This window comes from Roseovarius sp. MS2 (genome assembly GCF_051447875.1).
Lineage (GTDB): Bacteria > Pseudomonadota > Alphaproteobacteria > Rhodobacterales > Rhodobacteraceae > Roseovarius > Roseovarius mucosus_A.
On the sequence record NZ_JBKHVF010000001.1, the window covers coordinates 2,230,407 to 2,253,027 of the forward strand.

Annotated in this window: 21 protein-coding genes and 1 tRNA gene; 10 read left to right on the top strand and 12 right to left on the bottom strand. The window is 60.9% G+C overall.

The window, feature by feature from the left end:
• Nucleotides 1-147: 147 nt before the first annotated feature.
• Complete coding sequence (locus tag ACLGGT_RS10860; RefSeq protein ID WP_437196077.1) at nt 148-4,047, top strand: calcium-binding protein; 3,900 nt, start codon at nt 148-150, stop codon at nt 4,045-4,047.
• 25 nt (nt 4,048-4,072) lie between these two features.
• Nucleotides 4,073-5,398, top strand: a complete 1,326-nt coding sequence (locus ACLGGT_RS10865; RefSeq protein ID WP_008281747.1) for an HlyD family type I secretion periplasmic adaptor subunit — start codon at nt 4,073-4,075, stop codon at nt 5,396-5,398.
• 484 nt (nt 5,399-5,882) lie between these two features.
• Here ACLGGT_RS10865 and ACLGGT_RS10870 read toward each other — a convergent pair whose 3' ends face one another.
• The 4 genes from ACLGGT_RS10870 to ACLGGT_RS10885 form a co-directional block, all read right to left on the bottom strand.
• Entirely contained in the window at nt 5,883-6,089 is a 207-nt protein-coding gene (locus ACLGGT_RS10870) for an integrase core domain-containing protein (RefSeq protein WP_437196080.1), read from the bottom strand.
• A 295-nt stretch (nt 6,090-6,384) separates the two neighbouring features.
• Nucleotides 6,385-6,930, bottom strand: coding sequence for a YaeQ family protein (locus ACLGGT_RS10875; RefSeq protein ID WP_008281748.1), 546 nt, complete (start codon nt 6,928-6,930; stop codon nt 6,385-6,387).
• Between the two features lie 406 nt (nt 6,931-7,336).
• The gene (locus ACLGGT_RS10880) at nt 7,337-8,542 is read right to left on the bottom strand and encodes an MFS transporter (RefSeq protein ID WP_437196082.1); all 1,206 of its coding nucleotides are present in this window, start codon (nt 8,540-8,542) and stop codon (nt 7,337-7,339) included.
• On the bottom strand, nt 8,533-9,168 hold the full coding sequence (locus tag ACLGGT_RS10885; protein ID WP_437196083.1) for an FMN-dependent NADH-azoreductase: 636 nt from the start codon (nt 9,166-9,168) through the stop codon (nt 8,533-8,535). Before ACLGGT_RS10885 ends, ACLGGT_RS10880 begins: the two co-directional genes overlap by 10 nt.
• 117 nt (nt 9,169-9,285) lie before the next feature.
• Here ACLGGT_RS10885 and ACLGGT_RS10890 point away from each other — a divergent pair, with 117 nt between their 5' ends.
• From ACLGGT_RS10890 to ACLGGT_RS10915, 6 genes are all read left to right on the top strand, one after another.
• The gene (locus ACLGGT_RS10890; protein WP_237183491.1) at nt 9,286-9,591 is read left to right on the top strand and encodes a hypothetical protein; all 306 of its coding nucleotides are present in this window, start codon (nt 9,286-9,288) and stop codon (nt 9,589-9,591) included.
• Between the two features lie 4 nt (nt 9,592-9,595).
• Nucleotides 9,596-10,300, top strand: a complete 705-nt coding sequence (locus ACLGGT_RS10895) for a helix-turn-helix transcriptional regulator (RefSeq protein WP_437196085.1) — start codon at nt 9,596-9,598, stop codon at nt 10,298-10,300.
• Complete coding sequence (locus ACLGGT_RS10900) at nt 10,260-11,972, top strand: DUF6194 family protein (RefSeq protein ID WP_437196087.1); 1,713 nt, start codon at nt 10,260-10,262, stop codon at nt 11,970-11,972. The genes ACLGGT_RS10895 and ACLGGT_RS10900 overlap by 41 nt, the downstream gene beginning before the upstream one ends.
• A 240-nt stretch (nt 11,973-12,212) precedes the next feature.
• Nucleotides 12,213-13,109, top strand: coding sequence for a phage tail tape measure C-terminal domain-containing protein (locus ACLGGT_RS10905; RefSeq protein ID WP_437196089.1), 897 nt, complete (start codon nt 12,213-12,215; stop codon nt 13,107-13,109).
• Between the two features lie 4 nt (nt 13,110-13,113).
• On the top strand, nt 13,114-13,335 hold the full coding sequence (locus ACLGGT_RS10910) for a hypothetical protein (RefSeq protein ID WP_437196091.1): 222 nt from the start codon (nt 13,114-13,116) through the stop codon (nt 13,333-13,335).
• 124 nt (nt 13,336-13,459) lie between these two features.
• Nucleotides 13,460-13,789 (top strand): hypothetical protein, encoded by a 330-nt coding sequence (locus tag ACLGGT_RS10915; RefSeq protein ID WP_437196093.1) that lies wholly within the window; start codon nt 13,460-13,462, stop codon nt 13,787-13,789.
• A 242-nt stretch (nt 13,790-14,031) separates the two neighbouring features.
• Here the strand turns inward: ACLGGT_RS10915 and ACLGGT_RS10920 are convergent.
• The 6 genes from ACLGGT_RS10920 to ACLGGT_RS10945 all read right to left on the bottom strand — a co-directional run bounded on the left by ACLGGT_RS10920 (nt 14,032) and on the right by ACLGGT_RS10945 (nt 17,340).
• Nucleotides 14,032-14,106: transfer RNA gene (locus ACLGGT_RS10920), tRNA-Phe, on the bottom strand.
• Nucleotides 14,107-14,183: 77 nt separating this feature from the next.
• A complete protein-coding gene (locus tag ACLGGT_RS10925; protein ID WP_437196095.1) occupies nt 14,184-14,366 on the bottom strand; it encodes a DNA gyrase inhibitor YacG in 183 nt (60 codons plus the stop codon).
• Nucleotides 14,363-15,388 (bottom strand): ribonuclease E/G, encoded by a 1,026-nt coding sequence (locus ACLGGT_RS10930; RefSeq protein WP_437196097.1) that lies wholly within the window; start codon nt 15,386-15,388, stop codon nt 14,363-14,365. Before ACLGGT_RS10930 ends, ACLGGT_RS10925 begins: the two co-directional genes overlap by 4 nt.
• Nucleotides 15,385-15,963, bottom strand: a complete 579-nt coding sequence (locus ACLGGT_RS10935) for a Maf family protein (protein ID WP_437196098.1) — start codon at nt 15,961-15,963, stop codon at nt 15,385-15,387. The genes ACLGGT_RS10930 and ACLGGT_RS10935 overlap by 4 nt, the downstream gene beginning before the upstream one ends.
• Before the next feature lie 190 nt (nt 15,964-16,153).
• Complete coding sequence (gene infA / locus ACLGGT_RS10940) at nt 16,154-16,372, bottom strand: translation initiation factor IF-1 (protein WP_005978431.1); 219 nt, start codon at nt 16,370-16,372, stop codon at nt 16,154-16,156.
• Nucleotides 16,373-16,455: 83 nt separating this feature from the next.
• Nucleotides 16,456-17,340 (bottom strand): carbon-nitrogen hydrolase family protein, encoded by an 885-nt coding sequence (locus tag ACLGGT_RS10945; RefSeq protein WP_437196101.1) that lies wholly within the window; start codon nt 17,338-17,340, stop codon nt 16,456-16,458.
• 160 nt (nt 17,341-17,500) lie between these two features.
• Here ACLGGT_RS10945 and ACLGGT_RS10950 point away from each other — a divergent pair, with 160 nt between their 5' ends.
• A complete protein-coding gene (locus tag ACLGGT_RS10950; protein ID WP_081507779.1) occupies nt 17,501-17,791 on the top strand; it encodes a type II toxin-antitoxin system Phd/YefM family antitoxin in 291 nt (96 codons plus the stop codon).
• On the opposite strand, the gene ACLGGT_RS10955 is transcribed toward ACLGGT_RS10950, so the two are convergent.
• Nucleotides 17,754-18,989 carry a urate hydroxylase PuuD gene (locus tag ACLGGT_RS10955; RefSeq protein ID WP_437196102.1) on the bottom strand — a complete coding sequence of 412 codons (1,236 nt, stop codon included), beginning with the start codon at nt 18,987-18,989 and terminating at the stop codon, nt 17,754-17,756. The genes ACLGGT_RS10950 and ACLGGT_RS10955 overlap by 38 nt on opposite strands.
• A 148-nt stretch (nt 18,990-19,137) precedes the next feature.
• On the opposite strand from ACLGGT_RS10955, the gene ACLGGT_RS10960 reads away from it, so the two are divergent.
• On the top strand, nt 19,138-20,535 hold the full coding sequence (locus tag ACLGGT_RS10960; RefSeq protein WP_081507781.1) for a helix-turn-helix domain-containing protein: 1,398 nt from the start codon (nt 19,138-19,140) through the stop codon (nt 20,533-20,535).
• A gap of 14 nt (nt 20,536-20,549) precedes the next feature.
• Here the strand turns inward: ACLGGT_RS10960 and ACLGGT_RS10965 are convergent, their stop codons facing one another.
• The gene (locus ACLGGT_RS10965; RefSeq protein ID WP_437196103.1) at nt 20,550-22,583 is read right to left on the bottom strand and encodes an FkbM family methyltransferase; all 2,034 of its coding nucleotides are present in this window, start codon (nt 22,581-22,583) and stop codon (nt 20,550-20,552) included.
• Nucleotides 22,584-22,621 lie beyond the last annotated feature (38 nt).

Here is a 22,621-nt window from a genome sequence, read left to right on the forward strand (position 1 = left end):
GTGGTTTTAGGCCGCTTTGAGAGCATGTTCATCGAACCGCTGCCAGACTTGGTTTTTGGCACCGAGATTACACGCGTCACGGCGAACACCATTCTTCCGCCGTTCAACTTGTTCCCAGGCATAAACAAGTTTCCCCAAGACAACGGTGTGGAACCGGGGTCTCCACCCTTCATCCCCGATCCGAGCAACGACACGGAGCCGGACGATCCTCCGACAGTGGCAGAGGAAGAAAACCCTGATCAAAATGAGACCGATCCAGAACAGGATCGCAACCGTGGCCCGCGCAACTCAAGCGCCGTTTACCTTGGGGATATCGGCAGCGCTGCCGTCCTCGCTATTTCCCTCGCTCATCTTCTGTCTGAGACAAAGGATCACGATGGCGATCTTCTGGGGGTCTCAATCAACGGCAGCACTGTCGGTCATATGGACCCCAAAGGCGATGGCTGGCTCTATTTCGCAGATACAGATGCTTTGGGCGAGGTCCAAATCAAATACTCGATCACTGACGGCGCGCTCAGCATTGATCAGACTGCAATTTTGAACGTAATCGAAAACGTCTTTACGGGGACTGATGGCGAAGACCTGATCGTTGGCACGCGAGGGCGCGATGCAATTTTTGGATTGAACGATGACGATAATCTAGCCGGGTTTGGCGGGCGTGACAGAATTTACGGTGGCGCAGGTGATGACAATATTTCCGGCGGCGACGGCGACGATAGCCTATTTGGCAACGATGGTGATGACCTCATTGCCGGAGGAGATGGCGACGATTGGATCTCAGGCGGTGCGGGCGACGATCGTCTCTTTGGCGAGGGCGGCAACGACGTGATCTACGGAGACGCTGGCCATGACGAAATTTACGGTGGCGACGGCGAGGACAAGATTTTCGGCGGCACCGGCGACGATACCGTCAAGGCGGGTGATGGCGATGACGAGGTGCGCGGGGGAGCAGACGACGACATCCTCCACGGAGACGCTGGCAATGACCATCTCGATGGCGGAAGAGGAAAGGACCAGATCCTTGGCGGCACTGGCGATGATACCGTCGTTGCGGGGGCCGGTGATGACGAAGCGTGGGGCGAGGATGGCGACGACCTGATCCATGGGGATGCAGGCGATGACGCCCTCGACGGCGGGGCAGGCGACGACGAGATCCTTGGCGGCATCGGCGACGATACCGTCGTTGCGGGGGCCGGTGATGATGAAGCGTGGGGCGAGGATGGCGACGACTTGATCCATGGCGACGCGGGCGATGATGTCCTCGATGCCGGATTGGGCGACGACCAGATTTTTGGTGGCATCGGCGACGATACCGTCGTTGCGGGGGCCGGTGATGATGAAGCGTGGGGCGAGGATGGCGACGACTTGATGCATGGCGACGCGGGCGATGATGTCCTCGATGCCGGATTGGGCGACGACGAGATCCTTGGCGGCACCGGCGATGATACCGTCATGGCGGGGGCCGGTGATGATGAAGCATGGGGCGAGGATGGCGACGACCTCATCCATGGCAACGCGGGCGATGACGCCCTTGATGGCGGGGCGGGCGATGACCAAATCTTTGGCGGCACTGGCGATGATACCGTCGTTGCGGGGGCCGGTGATGACGAAGCGTGGGGCGAGGATGGTGACGACCTGATCCATGGCGACGCGGGCGATGATGTCCTCGATGCCGGATTGGGCGACGACGAGATCCTTGGCGGCACCGGCGATGATACCGTCATGGCGGGGGCCGGTGATGACAAAGCATGGGGCGAGGATGGTGACGACCTGATCCATGGGGATGCAGGCGATGACGCCCTCGATGGCGGGGCAGGCGACGACGAGATCCTTGGCGGCACTGGCGATGATACCGTCGTTGCGGGGGCCGGTGATGATGAAGCATGGGGCGAGGACGGCGACGACTTGATCCATGGCAACGCAGGCGATGATGTCCTCGACGGCGGAGTGGGCGACGACCAAATCTTTGGCGGCACCGGTGATGATACCGTCGTTGCGGGGGCCGGTGATGACCAAGCGTGGGGCGAGGACGGCGACGACTTGATCCATGGGGATGCAGGCGATGACGCCCTCGACGGCGGATTGGGCGACGATCAAATCTTTGGTGGCACCGGCGATGATACCGTCGTTGCGGGGGCCGGTGATGATGAAGCGTGGGGCGAGGATGGCGACGACCTGATCCATGGGGATGCAGGCGATGACGTCCTCGACGGCGGGGCAGGCGACGACGAGATCCTTGGCGGCATCGGCGACGATACCGTCGTTGCGGGGGCCGGTGATGACGACGTGCAGGGCGAGGATGGCGACGACTTGATCCATGGCGACGCGGGCGATGATGTCCTCGATGCCGGATTGGGCGACGACCAGATCCTTGGCGGCATCGGCGATGATACCGTCGTTGCGGGGGCCGGTGATGATGAAGCGTGGGGCGAGGATGGCGACGACCTGATCCATGGGGATGCAGGCGATGACGCCCTCGACGGCGGATTGGGCGACGACCAAATCCTTGGCGGCACCGGCGACGATACCGTCGTGGCGGGGGCCGGTGATGATGACGCGTGGGGCGAGGACGGCGACGACCTCATCCATGGCAACGCAGGCGATGACGCCCTCGACGGCGGATTGGGCGACGATCAAATCTTTGGTGGCACCGGCGATGATACCGTCGTTGCGGGAGCCGGTGATGATGAAGCGTGGGGCGAGGATGGCGACGACTTGATCCATGGGGATGCAGGCGATGACGCCCTCGACGGCGGATTGGGCGACGACGAGATCCTTGGCGGCACTGGCGATGATACTGTCGTGGCGGGGGCTGGCGATGACGACGTGCAGGGCGAGGACGGTGACGACCTGATCCATGGCAACGCAGGCGATGATGTCCTCGATGCCGGATTGGGCGACGATCAAATCTTTGGCGGCACCGGCGAAGATACCGTCGTTGCGGGGGCCGGTGATGATGAAGCATGGGGCGAGGATGGCGACGACTTGATCCATGGCGACGCGGGCGATGATGTCCTCGATGCCGGATTGGGCGACGACCAGATCCTTGGCGGCACCGGTGATGATACCGTCGTTGCGGGGGCCGGTGATGACCAAGCGTGGGGCGAGGACGGCGACGACCTGATCCATGGCAACGCAGGCGATGACGCCCTCGACGGCGGGGCGGGCGACGACCAGATTTTTGGTGGCACTGGCGATGACGCCTTGTCAGGGGGCACCGGCGCTGATCAGCTTGCAGGCGACAGTGGCGACGATGTGATTTTCTCAGACGAAGGCGACGACATATCCCACGGCGGAGCTGGCAATGATGTGCTGTTCGGAGGAGACGGAGACGACCTTCTGGATGGTGGAGATGACGACGACATTGTATCTGGCGATGCGGGTCAGGATAGCCTCTATGGGGGTGACGGCAACGACATCCTCTCGGGAGGGGCAGACGAAGATACTGTCTTGGGTGGGGCGGGTGATGACATTGTCGTAGCCGACGATGATAGCGCCTCCGATACTTATTCCGGTGACGCGGGCCACGATCAACTGAACTATTCCGGCGCGACAGACGGTGTCGAACTTGATCTGATCACGGGTATGGCCTCTGGCGAGAGCATCGGTGACGATAGTTTCTCGGGGTTCGAGGACTATGTCGGCTCCACAGGCGACGACCATTTCCTCGCAGGGTCTGGTCAGGCATCCCTGACAGGCAACGGCGGGTCAGACCTATACAATTTTGTACAGGGCGATACCGTTGATATCATCCGGTCAGTTTATCAGATCAATGATTTCAATAGCGATGACCGGATTTGGATTGGCTCAGGCTCGAGTCATCGGGAAATCCGCAAAGCGCAGAAATCCCTTGAGGAACGTATCGAGGATGACTTGGATGATTATGCCGACGCGCTCGACGTGGATGAACCCCGGCTGACCTATTACCACGATTGGACCGACGATTATCGCCGAACCGTCGTAGAGGTCGATTTCAACCGCGACAGGATCATTGATCTAGAGTTGCGGATCGAGGGTGACCACATCCTCTTGATTGAACACGCCTGACGCGCTGAACAGAAGGATTATTGGAATGACTAAATCTGGTTCTGTCAAAAACGCACCACAATCCCCAGCGGCATTCGACCGGCTCCGCGGGCGCATTATTCTTGGCGTTCTCATGATGTTTGGACTGTTGGGTGGCGTGGGCGCATGGGCGTTCAATGCAAACTTGACCGGAGCTGTCATAGCATTGGGGACGGTCAAGGTTGACCAGAACCTCAAGCAGGTTCAGCACCGCGACGGTGGGATCGTTGAGAAAATTTCCGTGCGCGAGGGCGACGAGGTCGAGGCGGGTCAAGTCATGTTTCGTCTCGATGACGCGCAATCACGGGCAGAGCTATCAATCCTCTCTGCTCAGTTGGACGAGGCTGAGGTTCGGCGCGCGCGTCTCGTTGCAGACCGTGAAGGTGCCGCTGAGGTCAGATTTCCCAAGCGTCTCTCGATGTCTGATCCACAACAAAGCGAGTTGATGTCAGGTGAACTGCGCCTCCATGCTGGGAATATCGTGAACCGCGACAATCAGCGCGAGCAACTTGAACTCGGTATCGCTCAGGTGAACGATGAGATTGTGGCGCTCGTTTCGCAGCGCTCGGCGTTGACAGATGAATTGGCCCTTGTGGAAGAAAGCCACTCGCGTGTTGTAAACCTGTTCGAGAAAGGCTTGATCCAAATGCCTCGGGTGGATGAAGCAAAGCGTGAACTGGTTCAGATGCGTGGCAAACTTGGCGAGCTTGACGCCAATATTGCGCGGTCCCGGTCGCGGATCAGCGAGATCGAGATGCGGATTCTTTCCGTGGACGAAGTTGCAAGAAATGAAGCGCAACGGGAGCTTACGGTGGTCGAAGCACGCATTCAGGAACTGTCCGACCGGTTAACAGCGGTGCAGGACAAACTTTCACGGACGGAAATACGCGCACCGATTTCCGGGCGGATCAACGAACTGTCGGTGTTCACCGAAGGCGGGGTCATCACGCCAGCCGAGATATTGGCAACGATTGTTCCGGCCTCTGCCGAGTTGCGGATAGAGGTTCAATTGCCGACCACAGCAATAGATCAAGTCTATCTTGATCAGACGGCCCGTGTCCGGTTCTCATCCTTCAACCACCGTACAACGCCTGAAATTCTCGGCACGATTTCGCACATTTCACCAGCGACGACCATTTCCGCATCCACCGGGGAGCCATTCTACATCGGCTATGTCGATATATCGCCAGAAGAGTTTGCAAGGCTGAACGGTCTAGCCTTGATGCCGGGAATGCCAACTGAAGTCTATCTCTCCACCCAAGAGCAAACTGCGGCGGCCTATTTCGCACGGCCTCTCATGGATCAATTCGAGAAGGCCTTCCGCGAAGAATGAGTGCCCTGAACCGTACCCAGTGATTTGGACCGAGAGGTCGGTGTACTCGACAGCTTTCCGCACGTCTTCTTCTAACTTTACTCGCTTTTCGGCATCGGGATTTTATTTTGTGTGGTCTCAGTCGGCTCTAAGGCGGACATGGCGGGCTTAGGCTCATCGTGCCTCACGCAGGCGTGTTTAGCAACAACATCGGAGATTGAGCCGTTGACCAATTGTGTGAGTTTCGGCGCTGGGTCACGGACAAGATCGGCCTCAGAGTCGCCTTCAGCAATGTATCCGAACCGCAGCGGCTCGCATTGGACCAACCGAATGGCGAATGACTTTCCAGAAGGACCATCGCGGCGAGTGGATATTTCGATCATTCCATCCCTGCGTTTGTCCATTCCGGTAACGAAGTATTTTGCCTTAGCGACACTTGGAACCGAGAGGCGCTCACCTGGAAGTGGTTTGCCCCCATTAAGTGGTCCAGTTTGTGGGGATCAGATCACGCTCTCTGGTCTATCGGGACGATGCTTTCGGGTACCGGTGGACGGTATCCCAGAGCACTGTGCGGTCTGACAGTGTTGTAGTGGCGCCGCCATTTCTCGATCAGGATCTGGGCCTCGCGGACATGATCTACATGAAACGGTTCAGCCCGCGTGAGCCAATCATTCACAGTTGTCCGGGCCTCTGCCTGTCCATGGTGCCGCACAGCACCCAGGAAGGAGGCCCGGCGCCATCCGTTGGCAGTGGTAGTGAACTGACACGCTTAAATGCTGAAGAAATTCCCCGAATCCAAGTGCAGCATATGGTGGAGCAACTAAGGAAGAATCGAGCCGGATATCTAAGGCAATGCAGGGCGCTATAGCACCCCGCCGGCCCAAAGCCGCCGTGTGTCAAAGTGATCGGCGCTGTGGTGCAGCTTACCCAGTGCGGACATTGGCGCGCTGGAGTTAACTGTGTTCAATTCGGGCGCCTCCGGTCCAGTATGCGACAGTTACGGCAACCTATGTTACGTCCTTCCATGTGTCGGGCGTGACGTAGACGACGCTTTCATCGACGCTGACCATTACATCCCCGTCCTGAATATTGACCTGGAGCTTCATCGCGCGGTTGGCCAGTTTTGCCAATGTGGCCGTATCGGCCTCCGAGAAATTGACGACACGGAGATTGTCGAAACGAGTGGTGCCGTTCTTGACCTTGTCCCACCACATTTCGGCAATTCTGCCGCCATAGGGGTAGACAATCACCTTTGCGGCCTTGTTGCAGGACTGCCGCATGACTTTCTCGCTTGGAAGCCCAAGTGCCACGCACAAATTGATCTCGCCACTCAGGCTCTTCTGCCAGATGTCAGGCTCGTCGTCCGTCGAAAGTCCCTTGGTCATTTCCAAATGCTCGTGGGCATTCAGTGCGAAGGCGACGATGCGCACCATCAGTCGCTCGTCCGTCTCCGAGGGGTGTTTTGCAACGGTCAGTTTATGGGTCTCGTAATAGTGGCGATCCATGTCAGAGACCGACAGTTCAATTTTGTAAATGGTGGCATTCTGCGCCATGATCTTTCCCAAACCTCCAAGGATCGGACTGCCTACCCCGTCAGGTGATCCTTGGGAAGCAGATATAGGGCCCGCAATCAGCCAAGCGGCAACGCAGCGTGCCACAAATGGAGGACGTCACCGTTAACATCGTCGGTCCGAGTCCGCACAGCATCAACGCACTTGGCCCGTTGCTGCCGGTCGCTACATGAAGGCAGCGATCGCGTATCTTCCCCGGATCGGCCATTCATATCGGGCGCGCCAATCTTGACGACGTAAAGTCAGTCGTAAGCACAAAGCCGCCGTATGACGAACGGCGGCTTTCGAGAGGGAAGACAGAGGCGGCGCATATTGTCTTTGAGGATGGGGGTCTTTTGGCTGGCTGCTTCTCGGGGAACGTCAACGTCGAAAAAGTCCTTCTTACTGGTCAAACACGCGTGGGGACCGTCCACCAGCCGGACGGTGCCTGGTGGTCGGTCGCCCTCAAATCTGCTTGGTCCGTGTGCGTGTGGTGAACGCTACAAGAGCGATGGCCAGGCCTGCGCCGGAGAGGGAAAAGACGAAACCAGCCGCACCCCCCCAGATCCATTGCTGCGCCTGCAACAAGTGGACCTGTCACTGAACCGAGTTGATACAAGATCAGAAAGGCGGCTGAGGCAGCGGCCAACTGCGCTGGAGAAAAGCGTTCTCCCAGAAGTATCAGGGACAAGCCATACAGGGCCAGGATCAGCCCACCCGTGATGAATGCCGCGACGAAAACCAGACCGCCTGTTGAAAGTTGAAGCAGCGCCCCAATCGCGATCAGGGCTAGTCCAATCAACCCCAGCAACCGTTGGCGGCCAATGCGATCTGCCATGATACCGACTGCAAATTGCAGCACGACGCCCCCGATGATGCAGGTCGTCAGCAACCGCAGCGCGCCGGTTTCATCCAGCCCGGTTTCAAGCCCCCAGAGTGTCAGCAGCGAAAAGATCAGGGCCTCGGTGAAACCAGCCATAAACGCGCCAACGGCCATGACCGGCACGGCGCGCGCAGCCGACAGAACGCCTGACCCCTGTTCGGCCACGATGGTCGGTGCGAGGCGGCCAACGGCGATCAGCGGCAGGACGGCGAGCGCCAGGGCACCGCAACCCATCGCGAAAGGGGCAATCCCGGTGATCCCGGTGTAGTCCAGCAGCAGCGGGCCAGCGGAAAACCCGATGAACAGGCAGGCGACGTAAGCCGCAATGACCCGTCCCCGGCTTTCCTCCTGCGCAACCGAATTGACCCAGATGTCGCCCGCAAGCCAGGGCAGCGCCAGCCCCGCACCAATCACGAACCGCATCGCAACCCAGACGGGCGCGGTTTGCACCAGATACATCACGACCAGGCCCGCGATCCCGATCCCGCAGCCCAGTATCATCGCCCGGACCGCGCCAAGTTTCTGTGCCACAGACGGCAACACTGGCATGAATAGCAGGATCGCCAGCGGGGCCATTGCCCCGGCCAGACCAACCACCCATGCTGCACTCCCCCAAGCCTCAAGCGTCAGGGAGGTAAGGGGAAAGGTCAAGCCGAGCGTCAGCCCGATGCCGAGCATATGGAGCATGACCGCACCGAGGCTAAGGAGCCGCTCCTGTGCGGTCAATTCCATGCGGTGCTCCATGTCTTGGCAAGGGACGCAGCCTCTGCCTTGGCGGCCTCTAAGGACATAGCGGCGGCGTCCGGCCCTGCGAACATCATGGGCTGTGCAGCCACAAAACTCAGATCGGTAACGCCGAGAAAGCCGAGGATGGCCCGGATATGTGGTGTCAGGCAGTCAAGGCCGTCGAACACATCGCCAGGACCGTAGGTGCCCCCGGTTGCGCTCAGGACTGCAACGCGCGTGTCGCCCAGCAAACCCCTCATGCCGGTGCCGTCGGCGAGAAAGGTTTTTCCGTTGCGCGACACATGATCGAAAAATGCCTTCAGGGTTGATGGCATGCCGAAATTGTAGATCGGCGTGCCGATGACGATGCCGTCCGCCGCCAGCACGCGGGCGACCAACGCGTCAGATGGCGCGATTGCTTGCCTCATTTCTGCGGAATGCTCCGCTTCGGGAAGCGTGATCGCGGCGGTTTCCAGCGCCCCGAAATGCCGTAGGGCATGCAGGGCCAGATCAAGCCGGTCCACGGTGATGGCCAACCCGTTCTCGTGAAGGCAGTCAATGAAATGCGACGACAGGCGGCGGGAGTAAGAGCCCTCCGTTCGGGCGGAGGCGTCAATGTGTAGGATCTTCATGGATTTTCCCTTGGTCTCTTGATCTCCTTCCCCAATGGCGCCTTTCAACTGACAGACTGTGGCAGTTGAGATGGCGTAGTGACAGCGGATCGCTTACAAACCCATCAGGAGAATCCAATGTCGAACGCCATCATCGAAAGCGTCACCTTCAAACTGAACGAGGGCGTCAGCCACGACGCCTTTGTGGCCGCTGCCAAGGGCATGAATGCCTGGGTCGTGGCGTGTCCCGGCTTCGTGCATCGCCGCTTGTCCTGCACCGAAGACGGCACCTGGATCGAGCACATCCAGTGGCAGGACATGCCCTCGGCCAAAGCGGCGGCTGCCGAGATCGGCAAGGTGCCGGGAAATGCCGATTTTCTGTCCGCGATTGACGGCAAAACCGTCCAGCTCATGCATTCCGAGCTGGCAGTGGCCATCAACTGACCGGATGCTGGAGCGCGGCAGACGACTTGCGGATATTGTAGAGATCGTCCGGGACGGGCGGCTCCACCTTGCCCGTGACATTGCCGATGCGCTCGAGGTCTCTGTGCGCACAGTCTACCGCGACATCGGCACGCTGGTGGCGGCCGGCGTGCCGCTAGATGGCGAGCGGGGCGTCGGCTACATGCTGCGCGAGCCGGTGTTCCTGCCGCCCATGTCACTGTCGCTGGTCGAGCTTGAGGCGCTGAGCCTGGGTATGGCTATTGTCCAAGAGGCCGCAGACGCCGAGTTGCAGGTGGCCGCAGCGGGTGTGATGGCCAAGATCGGCGAACACGCATCCAACCGCCGTCAGGCCCCGAAATCCTGGGGCTTTGGCGTTTACGCCTTTGAAAAAGCGCGGGAAGGCTTTCGTCACATGCCGCTGATCCGGCGCGCAATCCGTGAGGGGCTGAAGCTGCGTATCGACTACCGGTCGCTGGATGATCAGATGACAAGCCGTGTGATCCGGCCGCTGCAGACCGAGTATTGGGGCCGGGTCTGGACATGCTCAGCTTGGTGCGAACTGCGGGACGGGTTTCGGGCCTTCCGCATCGACCGCATGCAGGTCTGCGAGGTCACGGGGCGGGGCTTCAAACCTGAAGTGGGCAAGACGATTGAGGATTACTTGACACATGTCGCAAACCAAATGGATCGAGATCGAGACCGTTCATAGCTTCATCACAAATGAACTGGACGGCGTCGTGCCGAAAGACGCGTGGGGCGAAACTTCCTATTTCTACAACCCGGGCCATGTCTTTCAACGTGGCACCTATTTTGCGACCATCAAGCAAAAGGACGGTGCCAATGATCGCGCGTCACACCTTGATCGCAGTGGTGTCTGGCGTCTGAACTTGGGGGTCAGCAAGGAAGTGTTTTTCGGACTGTTCGGTCCTCCGCCCCCGCGCCCTGGAAAGGGTGGAGTTATCGATGGCGGTTGGGACTTTGCTGCAAGCGACCAGCTGATGCCGCATCCGATCTATGGGTGGATGTCATGGATAAATCGCCTTCGCACCAGCTTGGTAAATGCCACCAGCGGCCTAGACGTTAGAGAGGCGAGGGCGGGCTATGCCGATTTGGCCTCAGAACTAAACCGCACCGCACGCGAATCCGAACGCCTGCGCGCCGAAACGATTCAGGTAGCGAACGCCCAAGAACAGGCCACCAGAGAGGCCGAACAGCGAACCGCAGCCCTAAACCGCCTGCGCGCCGCCCATGACCCCCTATTCGCAAATAGCCAAAGATACGAACAGGCCCTCAGAGAGATTCAGACGCTGGAAAGCGCCGGTGCTCTATCAGCCAGACGCGCTGCACTAGCCCGCGAACAGGCCAGTCAATCATTGCTGGCGGCGTCAGCCGCGAACACCGGTTACGCCAGAACGGCGCAGGCCTCTACCTTCCACACTGCAAACATGGCTGCCCAGTTCAATGATATCGGGGTCATGTTGGCCTCGGGGCAAAGCCCGCTGATTTTGGCCGTTCAACAGGGCACGCAGATCAGTCAGGTCCTGAATCAAATGGGTAGTCGAGCGTCCGTCCTATCCACTTTGCGCGCGGGTTTCGCGTCCATGGTATCGCCCGTCTCACTTCTCACCATCGGTGTAATCGCAGGCGGTGCCGCCCTGATTCAATGGGCGGCAGGCGCTCTTGGGGCCTCAGAAGAGACGCAATCATTCTCCGACGCCCTGTCCGCTGCCGACTCCGCTATCAGTACCCTGCGCAGCGCTACAGACGCCCTAGCAGGCGGCAACCTAGAGCGTCTGCGCGAACAATATGGGGCCGTGAATCTGGAATTCGATGCGCACCTAGAACGGCTGCGTCGTGTCGCGGAACTAGAGGCCGGTCTGGCCAATTCGGCCCTGATCGACTCCATTCGCGGCGAACTGACCAGCGACGGCAACATATTAACAAACGATGTGGACGCCGTCCGGCGCGCATTTGAAACGACGAACGATCAGGCCCGGACGCTGCTGTCCTTGATGCAGGACGTCAAGAGCGCCCGGACCTTTGAAGAACAAGCGGACGCGGTCACACGCCTAAGGCAAGCGGTGGAATCCACCACCGGCGGTCTTGATCGCGCGGAAGGGTCTGCAGCCGGGGTATTGACGCAGCTTGTTCGGTCTGAGGATGCAGCCCTTCGACTCCTTGCGGCGCAGAATGGCACGACCAGTGCGACGGACAACGCCGCCGCCAGTTCTCTTGCTGGTCAGGTCGGGACCGCCGCCAATGAAGCCGCCCGTCTTTTGGCAAATCTGGGGTCTGCCCCCGCCGCCTTGAACGCAATCGGTAAATCTGTTCAAGAACAGATTGGCGAAATTCAGGCGCAGAACAAGTCACTGAATCTTTAGATAAGTCAGGGCCTTAACGCCGCAACGGCAAACCGCCGTGTCCAACTCGACACGGTCCTAGCCGACTCCCGCGCGCGCGGCGAAAATGTCGGGGCGGAGTCCATCGCGCCCCGGCTTGCTGAAATCGCCCAGCTTGAACAGGCCGCGACCGAACAAGAGCGCCTGAGAAAGCAACTAAGTGAGGCAAACCGCCCAGCTCGCAAGTCAACCGGCGGCGGTGGTGGCGGCGGGAAGACTCGCGTGGAATCTCTTGGCGACGAAGAACGCCAATTGAAGCGGCTGATCAAGGAAATGAACAATCGAACCTTTTCCCTTGGCGTCGAAAATGAGGCCCTGCAGCTCGTGATATCGGGGCAGGCGTCATCGGTTGAAGTTGGTAAGCTCATGGTCGCGGCGCAGCGCGAAGGCGCAGGGGTCATCGACGGACAAACCGCCGCCATGATCCGGCAATACGACGCTGCGCAGCAACTTAACAAGGAACTGCAGAGCGCCGCCACGCAGGGCGCGAAGGCGTGGCTTGACGCCGTCCCGTCTTATGCTGAAGCCGGTCGCATCATCGAAGAAGATGTCCTCGACTCCCTATCCGCCGGAATCGCTGAATTTGCTAAGACAGGTAAATTGGATTTCGAGCGCCTTGCGGACTCGATCCTTAACACCATGGCAGACCTCGCCGCAAAGCTCGCCGTCAAGGAACTGTTCGGGGACGCTCTATCAGGCGGCGATTCCGGTGGCGGGTTCCTTGCTGGTCTGTTCGGCGGTGGGGACGGCGGTGGCGGCTTTCTTGCAGGCCTATTTGGGGCGGGGTCAGAGGGTGGCTATTCGGGCAACCTACCGGGGCGCGCGGTCGCGCCGATTTCAGCATTCCGACAGGCGCCGCACTTTTCAGAAGGCACGGCGAACACCAGCGGAATTCCTGCCATTCTTCACGACAATGAAGCCGTCATCCCCCTATCCAAGGGCCGCAAGGTACCTGTTGAAGTGAATGGCGGAACGTCTGGCGGCGCGGCGCAGATGCTCAACTACTCGCCCACATACAATATCCAGACCCCGGACGCGGATAGTTTCCGCCGGTCGCAAAATCAGACGGCGGCGGATGGTCTGTCCGCAGCCCAGCGGGCGCTAAGGAAGAACGGGTGATATCATGAGCCGTCTAGGTATCCATGCCGCCAAGATCGAAACCATCCGCGACCAGCGTGGGCTAACGCCCGCCGGTTTTAGGACGGACAGGACGGACCCCGAAGCAACATCAAAGGAAGCGATGCTGCAGGACCTGTATCACCGGGCAGACGCGCGCCTGCCGTCCGGCCTAGGTTACACCCCGCCCCCTGACCCTGCGTCCGACCCCGACGAGTCCGAAGAATAGACCCCATAACACGTTCTGCAAAAAGTAGCCCGCATCCTTCGAAAACGAACTTCAACCTGCCATTTTACTGCCTCTTTTTCCTGCGACCAATTATTTTAAAGGGAACTAAACAGACGAGCACAAAATGAGCACTTCGGATTTCGGCCTGCGCGACGCCCCTCTAAAACAGAAACCCCCCAAATTTGCGGGATTGTTCTTCACAAGGATGTTGGGCCTGTTCGCAACGTTTGTAGGGATCGTGAGCATATTAGGTATATTACTCGCGCTCTACTCAATGTTCCTCCAAAGTGATGGCGGCAATAACGTATGGTCTGGGCTGTCTACAGATTCTGCCATATCGGTTCTATTGATATCCATTAGCTTATTAAGTGGCGCGGCAGTTGTTGGAACACTGGCTGAAATCTCGGAAAACTTGAAAGTTGCTGCTCAGTCATTGTTGGAAAGAACGGGCTGAATATCTGACCAAATCAGCCGGGGCGAGATTTCCCACTGTCGCGCGCGATACCGAAGCCGCCGACTGAAAATCCGCTCCGATTCTCCTACCATGCCGCAAGGGCGGTTTTGCCATGCTTTTGCCATGCAAAAGATGTGTGAAAAGCAAAAAAGCGCCGGAAAATAGCACATCTGGCCAAATTCGGCTTGAAGTTGAATTTGCCCTTAAGTGTCTATTTTTTAACGACTTTTTTGGGTTTTTTGTGGTGCCCGGGGGCGGAATCGAACCACCGACACGAGGATTTTCAATCCACTGCTCTACCCCTGAGCTACCCGGGCATGGGAGAAGGCTGCGCCTTCGGGTGGATGCGTTCTAGGCGAGCGCGGGCGGGGTGTCTAGAGGGTATCAGCAAAAATCAATGGGGTTTTTGCTGCTCTTGTTCCAGCGCGTCGAGGGCCTCTTCGATGTCGGCCGGATCGGAGGAGGGCACGGCGTAATCACCCGCGAACCATTTGCCCAGATCCACGTCGGCGCAGCGGCGCGAGCAAAAGGGGCGGTAGCGGGCATCGGTCTTGCGCAGGCAGATCGGGCAGCTCATTTGAGCAGGTCCGTAAGCGGCTGTCGGTCGCGTTTGCGTTGCAATTCAAAGTGCCCCAAGGGCGTCCAACCCGCGAGAGTGGTTTCGGTCGTGTCCTGGCGTAGCGCGGCGCGCAGGGAGGCTTCGAACGTTCTGCGGTCCTTTTTGGGCATGGGGGCAAGATCGAGGGTGATCTGCCCGCCAAGGCCGCGCAGGCGCAATTGGCGCGGTAGGTCGCGGGCCATGGCGATATTGGCTTTGAGCCCCGCTGCAAGACTGGCGTCGCCGCCGGTGTTGACATCCACAGCTACAAGGGCGCGCGTGGGCTCGATGTAAAAGGATGCGCCGCCGGGCAGGGGGACCAAGGCCTCGCGCAGGGCGTCGAGTTGATCAAGCACGCCGGTTTCCGCGAAAGAGCCCGGATCAGTCAGCACATCAGCAGGCTCTACCCAGTCACGCCAGGCGAGGGTATGGGGGCCGTCGCCCTCGGTCAGGGTCTCTGGCTCGGGGCCGGTGGCATCGGCGAGAACCGCCTCGGCCAGATCGCGCATGGCGTTAACATCCTCTGCGATATCAGCGGCTTCGGCGCTTTCGCATGAGGAGCGCAGGATGAGGCCCATGGGGCTGTCGCCCATTTCGGCATGGGCGATTTCCAAGAGAGAATCGCGCAGGGTCTCGTCCTTGATGGACCGCGATACATTGAGACCGGGCGCGTCGGGTGTGACGATGGCGTAGCGGCTCTTGAACAAGAGTCGGGTCGTGACCGGCAGGGCCTTGCCCGGTTCGGCGTGTCCAGTGACCTGTACGAGTAGCGGCTGACCGGGCGTCAAGCCTTTGATCTGGCGAAGGAAAGCGGAACCGTCGGGTGTGCGCAGGAACATGCCGCCTTGCCCTTTGACGGGGCGATCGGCGATGGCGCGATAGATGGTGCCGGGGCGCGGTTGATCCGAGTCGATCAGCAAGTCCTCAAGCCGCCCACCCACCAGCAGGGCTGCGGCCTCGGCGTCGTTTATGTGGTCGAGCGCGATGGTCCGCAGGGTCATTGGGTGTCCTTCCAGAGCGGGTAGCCAGCGGCGCGCAAAAGGCCCGCGGTTTCAGTCAGAGGCAGGCCGACGACGGCAGTAAAAGATCCTTGAATCCACGGAATTAGCGCGCCTGCGGGGCCTTGTATGGCGTAGCCGCCTGCCTTGCCCTGCCAATCATTTGTGGCAAGGTAGGCGTTCAGCTCCTCATCCGAGAGGCGTTTCATCTGCACGGTGGTTACAACGTCCCGCTCCCATATCCGCGATCCGCGCCGGACAGCGACGGCCGTGATCACCCGGTGCCGCCGCCCGGACAGGGCGAGCAGGAATTGTGCTGCTTCGCCAACATCTTGAGGTTTGCCAAGGATGCGACGGCCAAGCGCCACGGTGGTATCGGCGCAGAGCACGATATCATCGTCCTCGGCCACAACCGTCCACGCCTTTTCCCGCGCCATGCGGGCGCAATAGGGGCGGGGCAATTCAGCCTTGGCCGGGGTTTCGTCGATCTCGGGGGGCTGGATTTTATCCGCCACCACCCCGATTTGTGCCAACAGATCGCGCCGGCGCGGGCTGCCAGAACCGAGGATGAGTCTCATTCCAGATCTGCCTTGTCTTGCAGCGCGGTGGCGTGTGCGCACAAGGTCGCGCCCAAGGAAAACGCAGCGGTGTTAAGCACTGCCTTTGCCTGCGGATCGTTCATTTCCTCAGTCAATTCATGCAGATACGCGACCGCCTCCTTGGAGGCCGCACGATATGCCTGACCATACTCGGCGCTGCAGGCCAAGTTTACTTGAAGCGATAATTGATCCGACCCTTGGTCAGATCATAGGGGGTCATTTCCACCTGAACTTTGTCGCCCGCAAGAACGCGGATGCGGTTCTTGCGCATTTTACCTGCCGTATGTGCGATGATCTCATGGCCGTTTTCAAGCTCGACCCTGAATGTCGCGTTGGGCAGGAGTTCCTTGACGACACCGGGAAATTCGAGCGTGTCTTCCTTGGCCATGGTCTCTCCTTGATATGGCGCCCCGCCGTTTTGCGGAACGCGCTAGTAAATGCGCCGGTTTTGCGCGGTTTTCAAGGGTGTAATCACCGTAGAGGTTCAGATGTGACCGTGACGTCGCGCCCCAGTTGGTCTTCCCAATGGCGGCGGTTGAGCACAACGCCGTCGGCGCGAACATGGGTGATACGGTCCAGATCGACCTCGGCATAGGTCCAGCCGGGGCGGTTGAGCGTGCCCTCGGCGAGGACGCCGGTGGGTGGGAACCCTGTATCTGGGGGGCCAAAGACGCCACCCATACCACAATTGGTATCGACCGCCGGGGACCAATCCGCCGTGCCCACGGTCGAGGCCATGACGGTGACGCATTGCATTTCGAGGGCGCGGGCCATGGCACCGATCCGGACGCGGGAATAGCCGGTCAGAGCCTCGGTGCAAGAGGGCACAAGGATCAGGTCGGCATCGGCCAAAGCCTTGCCCAGCAAGGGAAATTCGCTGTCGTAGCAGATCAGGATGCCGATTTTGCCGAGGCTTGTGTCAAAGAGGCGCAGGGGGCCGCCGGGGGCGACGTGCCATTCCTCGCGCTCGAACCGGGTCATTATCTGTTTGTCCTGCGCGGCGCGCGCCCCGGTGGGGGTAAAAAGCATGGCGCGGTTGACCGGGCGGGGGCCAAGATCTGGATCAAAGACCGGGGCTGAAGCCCCCAGAATATGCAGATTATACTGCGTCGCAAGCTCGGCGTGCAGATCGTAAGCCTCTGACATCACGCCAGAAACGGCGTGCAGCGAGCGCTCTAAATCGCCCGCGGCCTCTGTGCCCGCGAGCATGGCCAATTCCATCGCGCCATATTCGGGAAAGACCGCGAGTTCGGCACCCTGTGCGGCCGCCTCGGCCACCCAATCGGTGAGCTTGCGACCGTAGTCGGCCCAAGAGGTGAGCGGGTCGAGCGGATAGGCGGCGGTGGCGATTTTCATGGGGCGCGCTCCGGGCTGGGATATTTTGTACGCTTTGTAAGGTTTTGGAGGTGATTTTGTAAGGTCTCGATTGGTTTTGCTTGGGTCGCGCGCTATGAGCAACGTTTTCTTAACCTCTGCCTGCCAAGTTGGTCAGGTAAGGCAAGGCAAGAGGCGGGCGATGTATGATGAGATGCCGATCCATCGGGTGCGAACCCGTCTGCGTCGGGTGGTGGATCATCTGGCGGCGGGTGGTCAGCGGGTGATGGTGCTGCGCAACGGGGTGGCGGTGGCGGGCCTTGTCTCGGTCAGCGATCTACAGGCGCTGGAACAGGCGGATCAGGCGCGGATGGAGCATCATGCGATTCGCGCGCAGGCGCGATTGCGGGACATTGGCCTGTTGAAGGCAGGGCTTGATTCGGCACGGCTGGAAGCTAGGGCGCGGTACGGCCCGCCCGATACCAAGCGATGAGCGTGGCGCGTTCCGAGGGTGCCATCGCGGTGAGGTTGGCGGGTGGCATGGCATGGCTGAGCCCGGCCTGGAGGTAGAGGGCGCGGGCCTGACGGGCGAGGTCGGCGGGTGTTTCGAGGATCACGCCTTTGGGGGCGTGGATCATGCCGGGCCAGAGTGGTTCGGTGGCATGACACATGGCGCAGCGCAGGGCCACGATCTCTTGCACCGTGTCAAAGCCGGGGGCCTCGCTCAGGCGGGTCTGGGCAGGGCTGAGGCGCGTGGTCTCTGGGGTGGTGTCTGCGGTGTTCGGGCCGCCCAAAGCTGAGAGCCAGACAGTGGCGGCGAAGATCAGCGCAGTGACGCCCCATGCCCACCAAGGGCGGCCACGCCCGGCGTGCAGGCTATTGAAGAAATGCCGGATGGTGACGCCCATCAGGAAAACAAGAGAGGCGATGAGCCAGTTGTAGGGCGTGGCGAAGGCAAGCGGGTAATGGTTGGACAGCATCAGGAAGATGACGGGCAAGGTGAGGTAATTGTTATGGGTCGAGCGCAGTTTGGCGATCTGGCCATAGCGTGCCTCGGGTGTGCGCCCGGCGCGCAGATCGGCCACCACGATGCGCTGATTGGGCATGATTATGAGAAAGACATTGGCGGTCATGATGGTGGCGGTGAAGGCCCCCAAATGCAGCATCATCGCGCGACCGGTGAACACCTGTGTATAGGCCCAGCCCATCGCGGTCAGAAGCGCGAAGAGCACGAGCATGAGGCGGGTCGGCTGCGCGGCCAGCCCGGATTTGCAAAGCCGGTCATAGATGATCCAGCCAAGGGCCAGCGAGCCCGCCGAGAGAGCGATGCCCTGCGATTGGGTGAGCGGGCTTTCGGCGCTGAGCAGGTAGAGATCGGCAGAGGCCCAGTAGACCAGCATGAGCAGGGCCGCGCCCGAGAGCCAGGTGGCGTAGCTTTCCCATTTGAACCAAGTCAAGTGATCCGGCATCTGCGGCGGCGCCACGAGAAATTTGCGGATATGGTAGAAGCCGCCGCCATGCACCTGCCAGTCTTCGCCCTGCGCGCCCATGGGCAAATCGGGCGCGCGGCGCAGGCCGAGATCAAGCGCGATAAAGTAAAAAGACGTGCCGATCCAGGCCATGGCGGTGATGACATGCAACCAGCGGGCGGCGAATCCGGCCCATTCGAGAAGGATCGCGGGGTCTGGCATCGGCGCGCAGTCCTTTTGGCGGTGTGCGTATGGGGTAGATTAGCGGTTGTGGCGGTGCTGTCTATGGGGCTGCGCGTGGCGGGGGATTGCCGGCGTGTCTTTGCAAATGTAGTCTGGCCCCTATGCGAAGTTGCAAAGGGTGCGCGCCATGGCGATCCAGAAACTCTATGCCGGGGCCAAGCTGCGCGAGACGCGGCAGCGGCTGGGCCTGACGCAAAAGGATTTCGCGGGCAAGCTGGGGGTGTCGCTGCCCTATCTCAACCAGATGGAGAACAACAACCGCCCTGTGAGTACGACGGTGGTTCTGGCCTTGGCGCAGGAATTCGGCTTCGATGTGACAGAGTTGAGCACGGGCGATGCCGAGCGGATGGTGAGCGACATGCGCGAGGCGCTGGCCGATCCGGTGTTTGGCGACGATCCGCCGCCCCTGGCCGATCTGCGGCTGACGGCGTCGAATGCCCCGGCGCTGGCGCGGGCGTTTCTGGAGTTGCACAGCGCCTATCGCCAGACCCACGAGCGATTGGCGAGCCTCGACGAGGCCTTGGGGCGCGAGGATGCGCGCAACCAATCGAGCCCTTGGGACGAGGTGCGCGACTTTTTTCATTATTGCGACAATTACATAGATGCCGTGGACCATGCCGCCGAGCGCTTTGCGGAAGCGGGCGGTGGGCAGGCGATTTCGGATCTGGCCTGCGCGCGGTTGGCGGCGTTGGGCATTTCGGTGGTCGAGGCGGATACCGCACAGTTGCGGCATTACGACCGCGCCGCCGGGGTGCTGACGCTCTCGTCGCGGGCCGCCCCCGAGAGTCGACGGTTTCAGCTTTTGTTGCAACTGGCGTTGGTGATGCAGGATCAATTGCTGGAGGCGACGCTGGATTTCGCGCGGTTCCAGTCAGACGCGGCACGGTCCATCGCCAAGATTGGATTGGCCAATTATTTTGCTGGGGCGGCGATGATGCCCTATGGCCGGTTTCTGACTGCCGCACAGGAGGTGCGTCACGATCTGGAGGTTCTGGCGCATCGGTTCGGCGCCTCGATCGAACAGGTGTGTCACCGTCTTTCGACCTTGCAGCGGCCGGGGGCCAAGGGGATTCCGTTTTTCTTTGTGCGGGTCGATCAGGCCGGCACGATCACCAAGCGGCATTCGGCGACGCGGTTGCAATTCGCGCGGTTCGGCGGGGCCTGCCCGCTCTGGAACGTGCATCGGGCGTTCGAGACGCCGGGGCGGTTCCTGCGGCAATTGGCCGAGACGCCGGATGGCGTGCGCTATATCAGCCTTGCGCGCGATGTCTCGAAACCCGGTGGCAGCTTTGGCGCGCCGGTGCGGCGGTTTGCGATTGCGCTGGGCTGCGAGGTGAAACATGCGGGCGAGTTGGTGTATGCCGACGATCTGGATGTGAGCCGCGCGCGGGCGTTCGAGCCGATTGGCATTTCCTGCCGGATCTGCGAGCGGGCGGAGTGCCATCAGCGATCGGTGCCGCCGCTGGAGCGACGCTTGCAGGTTACCCCGGACGAGCGCGGCGTGTTGCCCTATCGGGTTGGGTAGCCCGGGCCGCGCGGTCAGAGGCTGTCGATGAAGCGTTCGGCCACGCGCGGCTTGATCTCGCCGCGTTCGACCAAAATCTCGAGGCAGCGCAGGGTGATGTCGGTAAAGCCGTAGCAGGTATCACAGAGCAGCGCGATTTTGCGCAAGTCGGTGCTGTCGAGCGTGTCGGGGCGAGAGAGGTCGCGCAGGTAGAGGATATCACCGTCGAGCATCTGTTGCGGCGTGGCATCCGCGATCCGGCCCAACCAGCGGGAGCGCAGGAGCCGTTTCTCGATGTGCAGGAAGGAATGCGGCACCAGCCCATGCGCCTGAAGAAGGCGGTCGATCTCGCCGAAGGAGGGCTGGTTGTCGTAGAGGGGGAAGAAGTTGACCTCGCTTTGCACGGCCAGCGTTTGCGAGAGCGCGGTTTGGGCGTGCGTGAAGATCATCGCTTCGGCCCCCTGCACGTCGATCTTGAGGAAATCGACCCGGCCGATGTCCTCGATCTCGTCGAGTTTGCGGCTGGGCAGATCGACATGGCCGGTGGGGCGCGCGGCGCGGCGCAGGCCGAGCAGGTGGTCAAGTGTGGGCTGGCGGATTTCGAGCAGGGAGGCGAGGCCGGAGCCGCGATAGAGGTTGAGCCGATGCGTCGCCCCATCGCCGACCACGTCGGGAAAATAGGTCTCTTGCGGGGATTTGCGGGCGTTGAGGGCGGCCAGCGCCTCGGGCTGGGGTTCAAACCCGGTGACATGGGCGTGACCTGCGGCGAGCAGCTCTTTGTAGGGGGCGTCATGGTTCATCGGGTTGGCCCCGATATCGAGGATGCGCAGAGGGTCCGTGAGGCCCAAAGTGCGCGTCAGATCGGCCAGGCGCTGCTGCGCGCGCGCCTGGGCAGAGGGGGCAGGTGTAGCGGGATGGGCGGCGGCGATGGGCGTCGGCTGCACCGCTTGAAGGCTGGCACCGGTGCCATCGCGCAGGTCGGTGAGCACCTGCATCATCTGGGCGGCGATGCGCGCGGGCGCGCGGTCTTGGGCGAGGGCCAGGGCCGCGGCGCGGCGGCTACGCAATTCGTCATTGGGCATCTCGACCAGCCGGGTCATCATCCGCAAGAGGCCGCGCGGCGCGCCCGGATCATAGAGAAGATCGTGGTTTTCCGGGGCCACATGGGCGCGCAGAGCCTCGGTATCCGGGCCGATCACAGGCAGGCCAAAGCCCTGCGCCAGCATCACCGAGCCGGAGGTAAAGAGGTTGCCAAAGGGCGCAACAAAGACCTGCGCACGGGCAAAGATGCCGGCGACCTGTTCATCCGGCACGGCCTCGTCGGTGAGGGTGACGCAATCGGTGTCTTGCAGCGCGCGAAAGAGCTTTTGATGACTGCGCGCGGCGCGGCCACAAAGATGCAGGTGAAAAGGCACGTCGCGCCGGATGAGCGTGCGGGCGGTATCGACCAGCGTATCCAGCCCCTTGTTGGCGCGAAAAGCCCCGAAGAAGAGAAAGGCGCGCGCGGCGCAATCGGGCAGATCGCGACCGAGGCTGGTTTCGGCAGGTTCGTAATGCCCAAGATAGCTGGGATGCGGGAGGATGCGCAGGCGCGCGGGATCAACCCCCCAGTCGCGTTGCATATGCAGCGCCGCGTCGGGCGTGTGGACATGCATCAGATCGGCGAGGGTCACGACGCGGGCGCGGGCGGCACGAAAGGTCTCTGGGTCCATGTCGCGATGCGGGGTTCGGTTGTGAACCGTCCAGAGGATACGGCCGCCACCGGCCTTGAAGGCTGCAAGGGCGGCCAGATCGCGCTCGGCCTCGTTGGCATTGGCGGCGCTGTCGCGGGAACGACCAAAGATCAGGTCATCCCAATGCAGGTGCAAGAGGCGATGCCCCTCTGCCAACATCCGGGGCAGATCGGTGATTTCGGTCTTGGCCAAGGGTTCGGGGCGGAAACCGGCGTCGGGGGCGGCATAAAGCAGGGGTTGGTAGGGATTGCCGCGCGACATCGGCAGATTGAGCACCGGCACCGGAGCCGCCGCGACCGGCGTCGGGGCAGTTGTGATCGTTGCGCTTTTTGCCATGCTCTGCCTCTTGCCCAAGAATACCCATTAACGAGGAC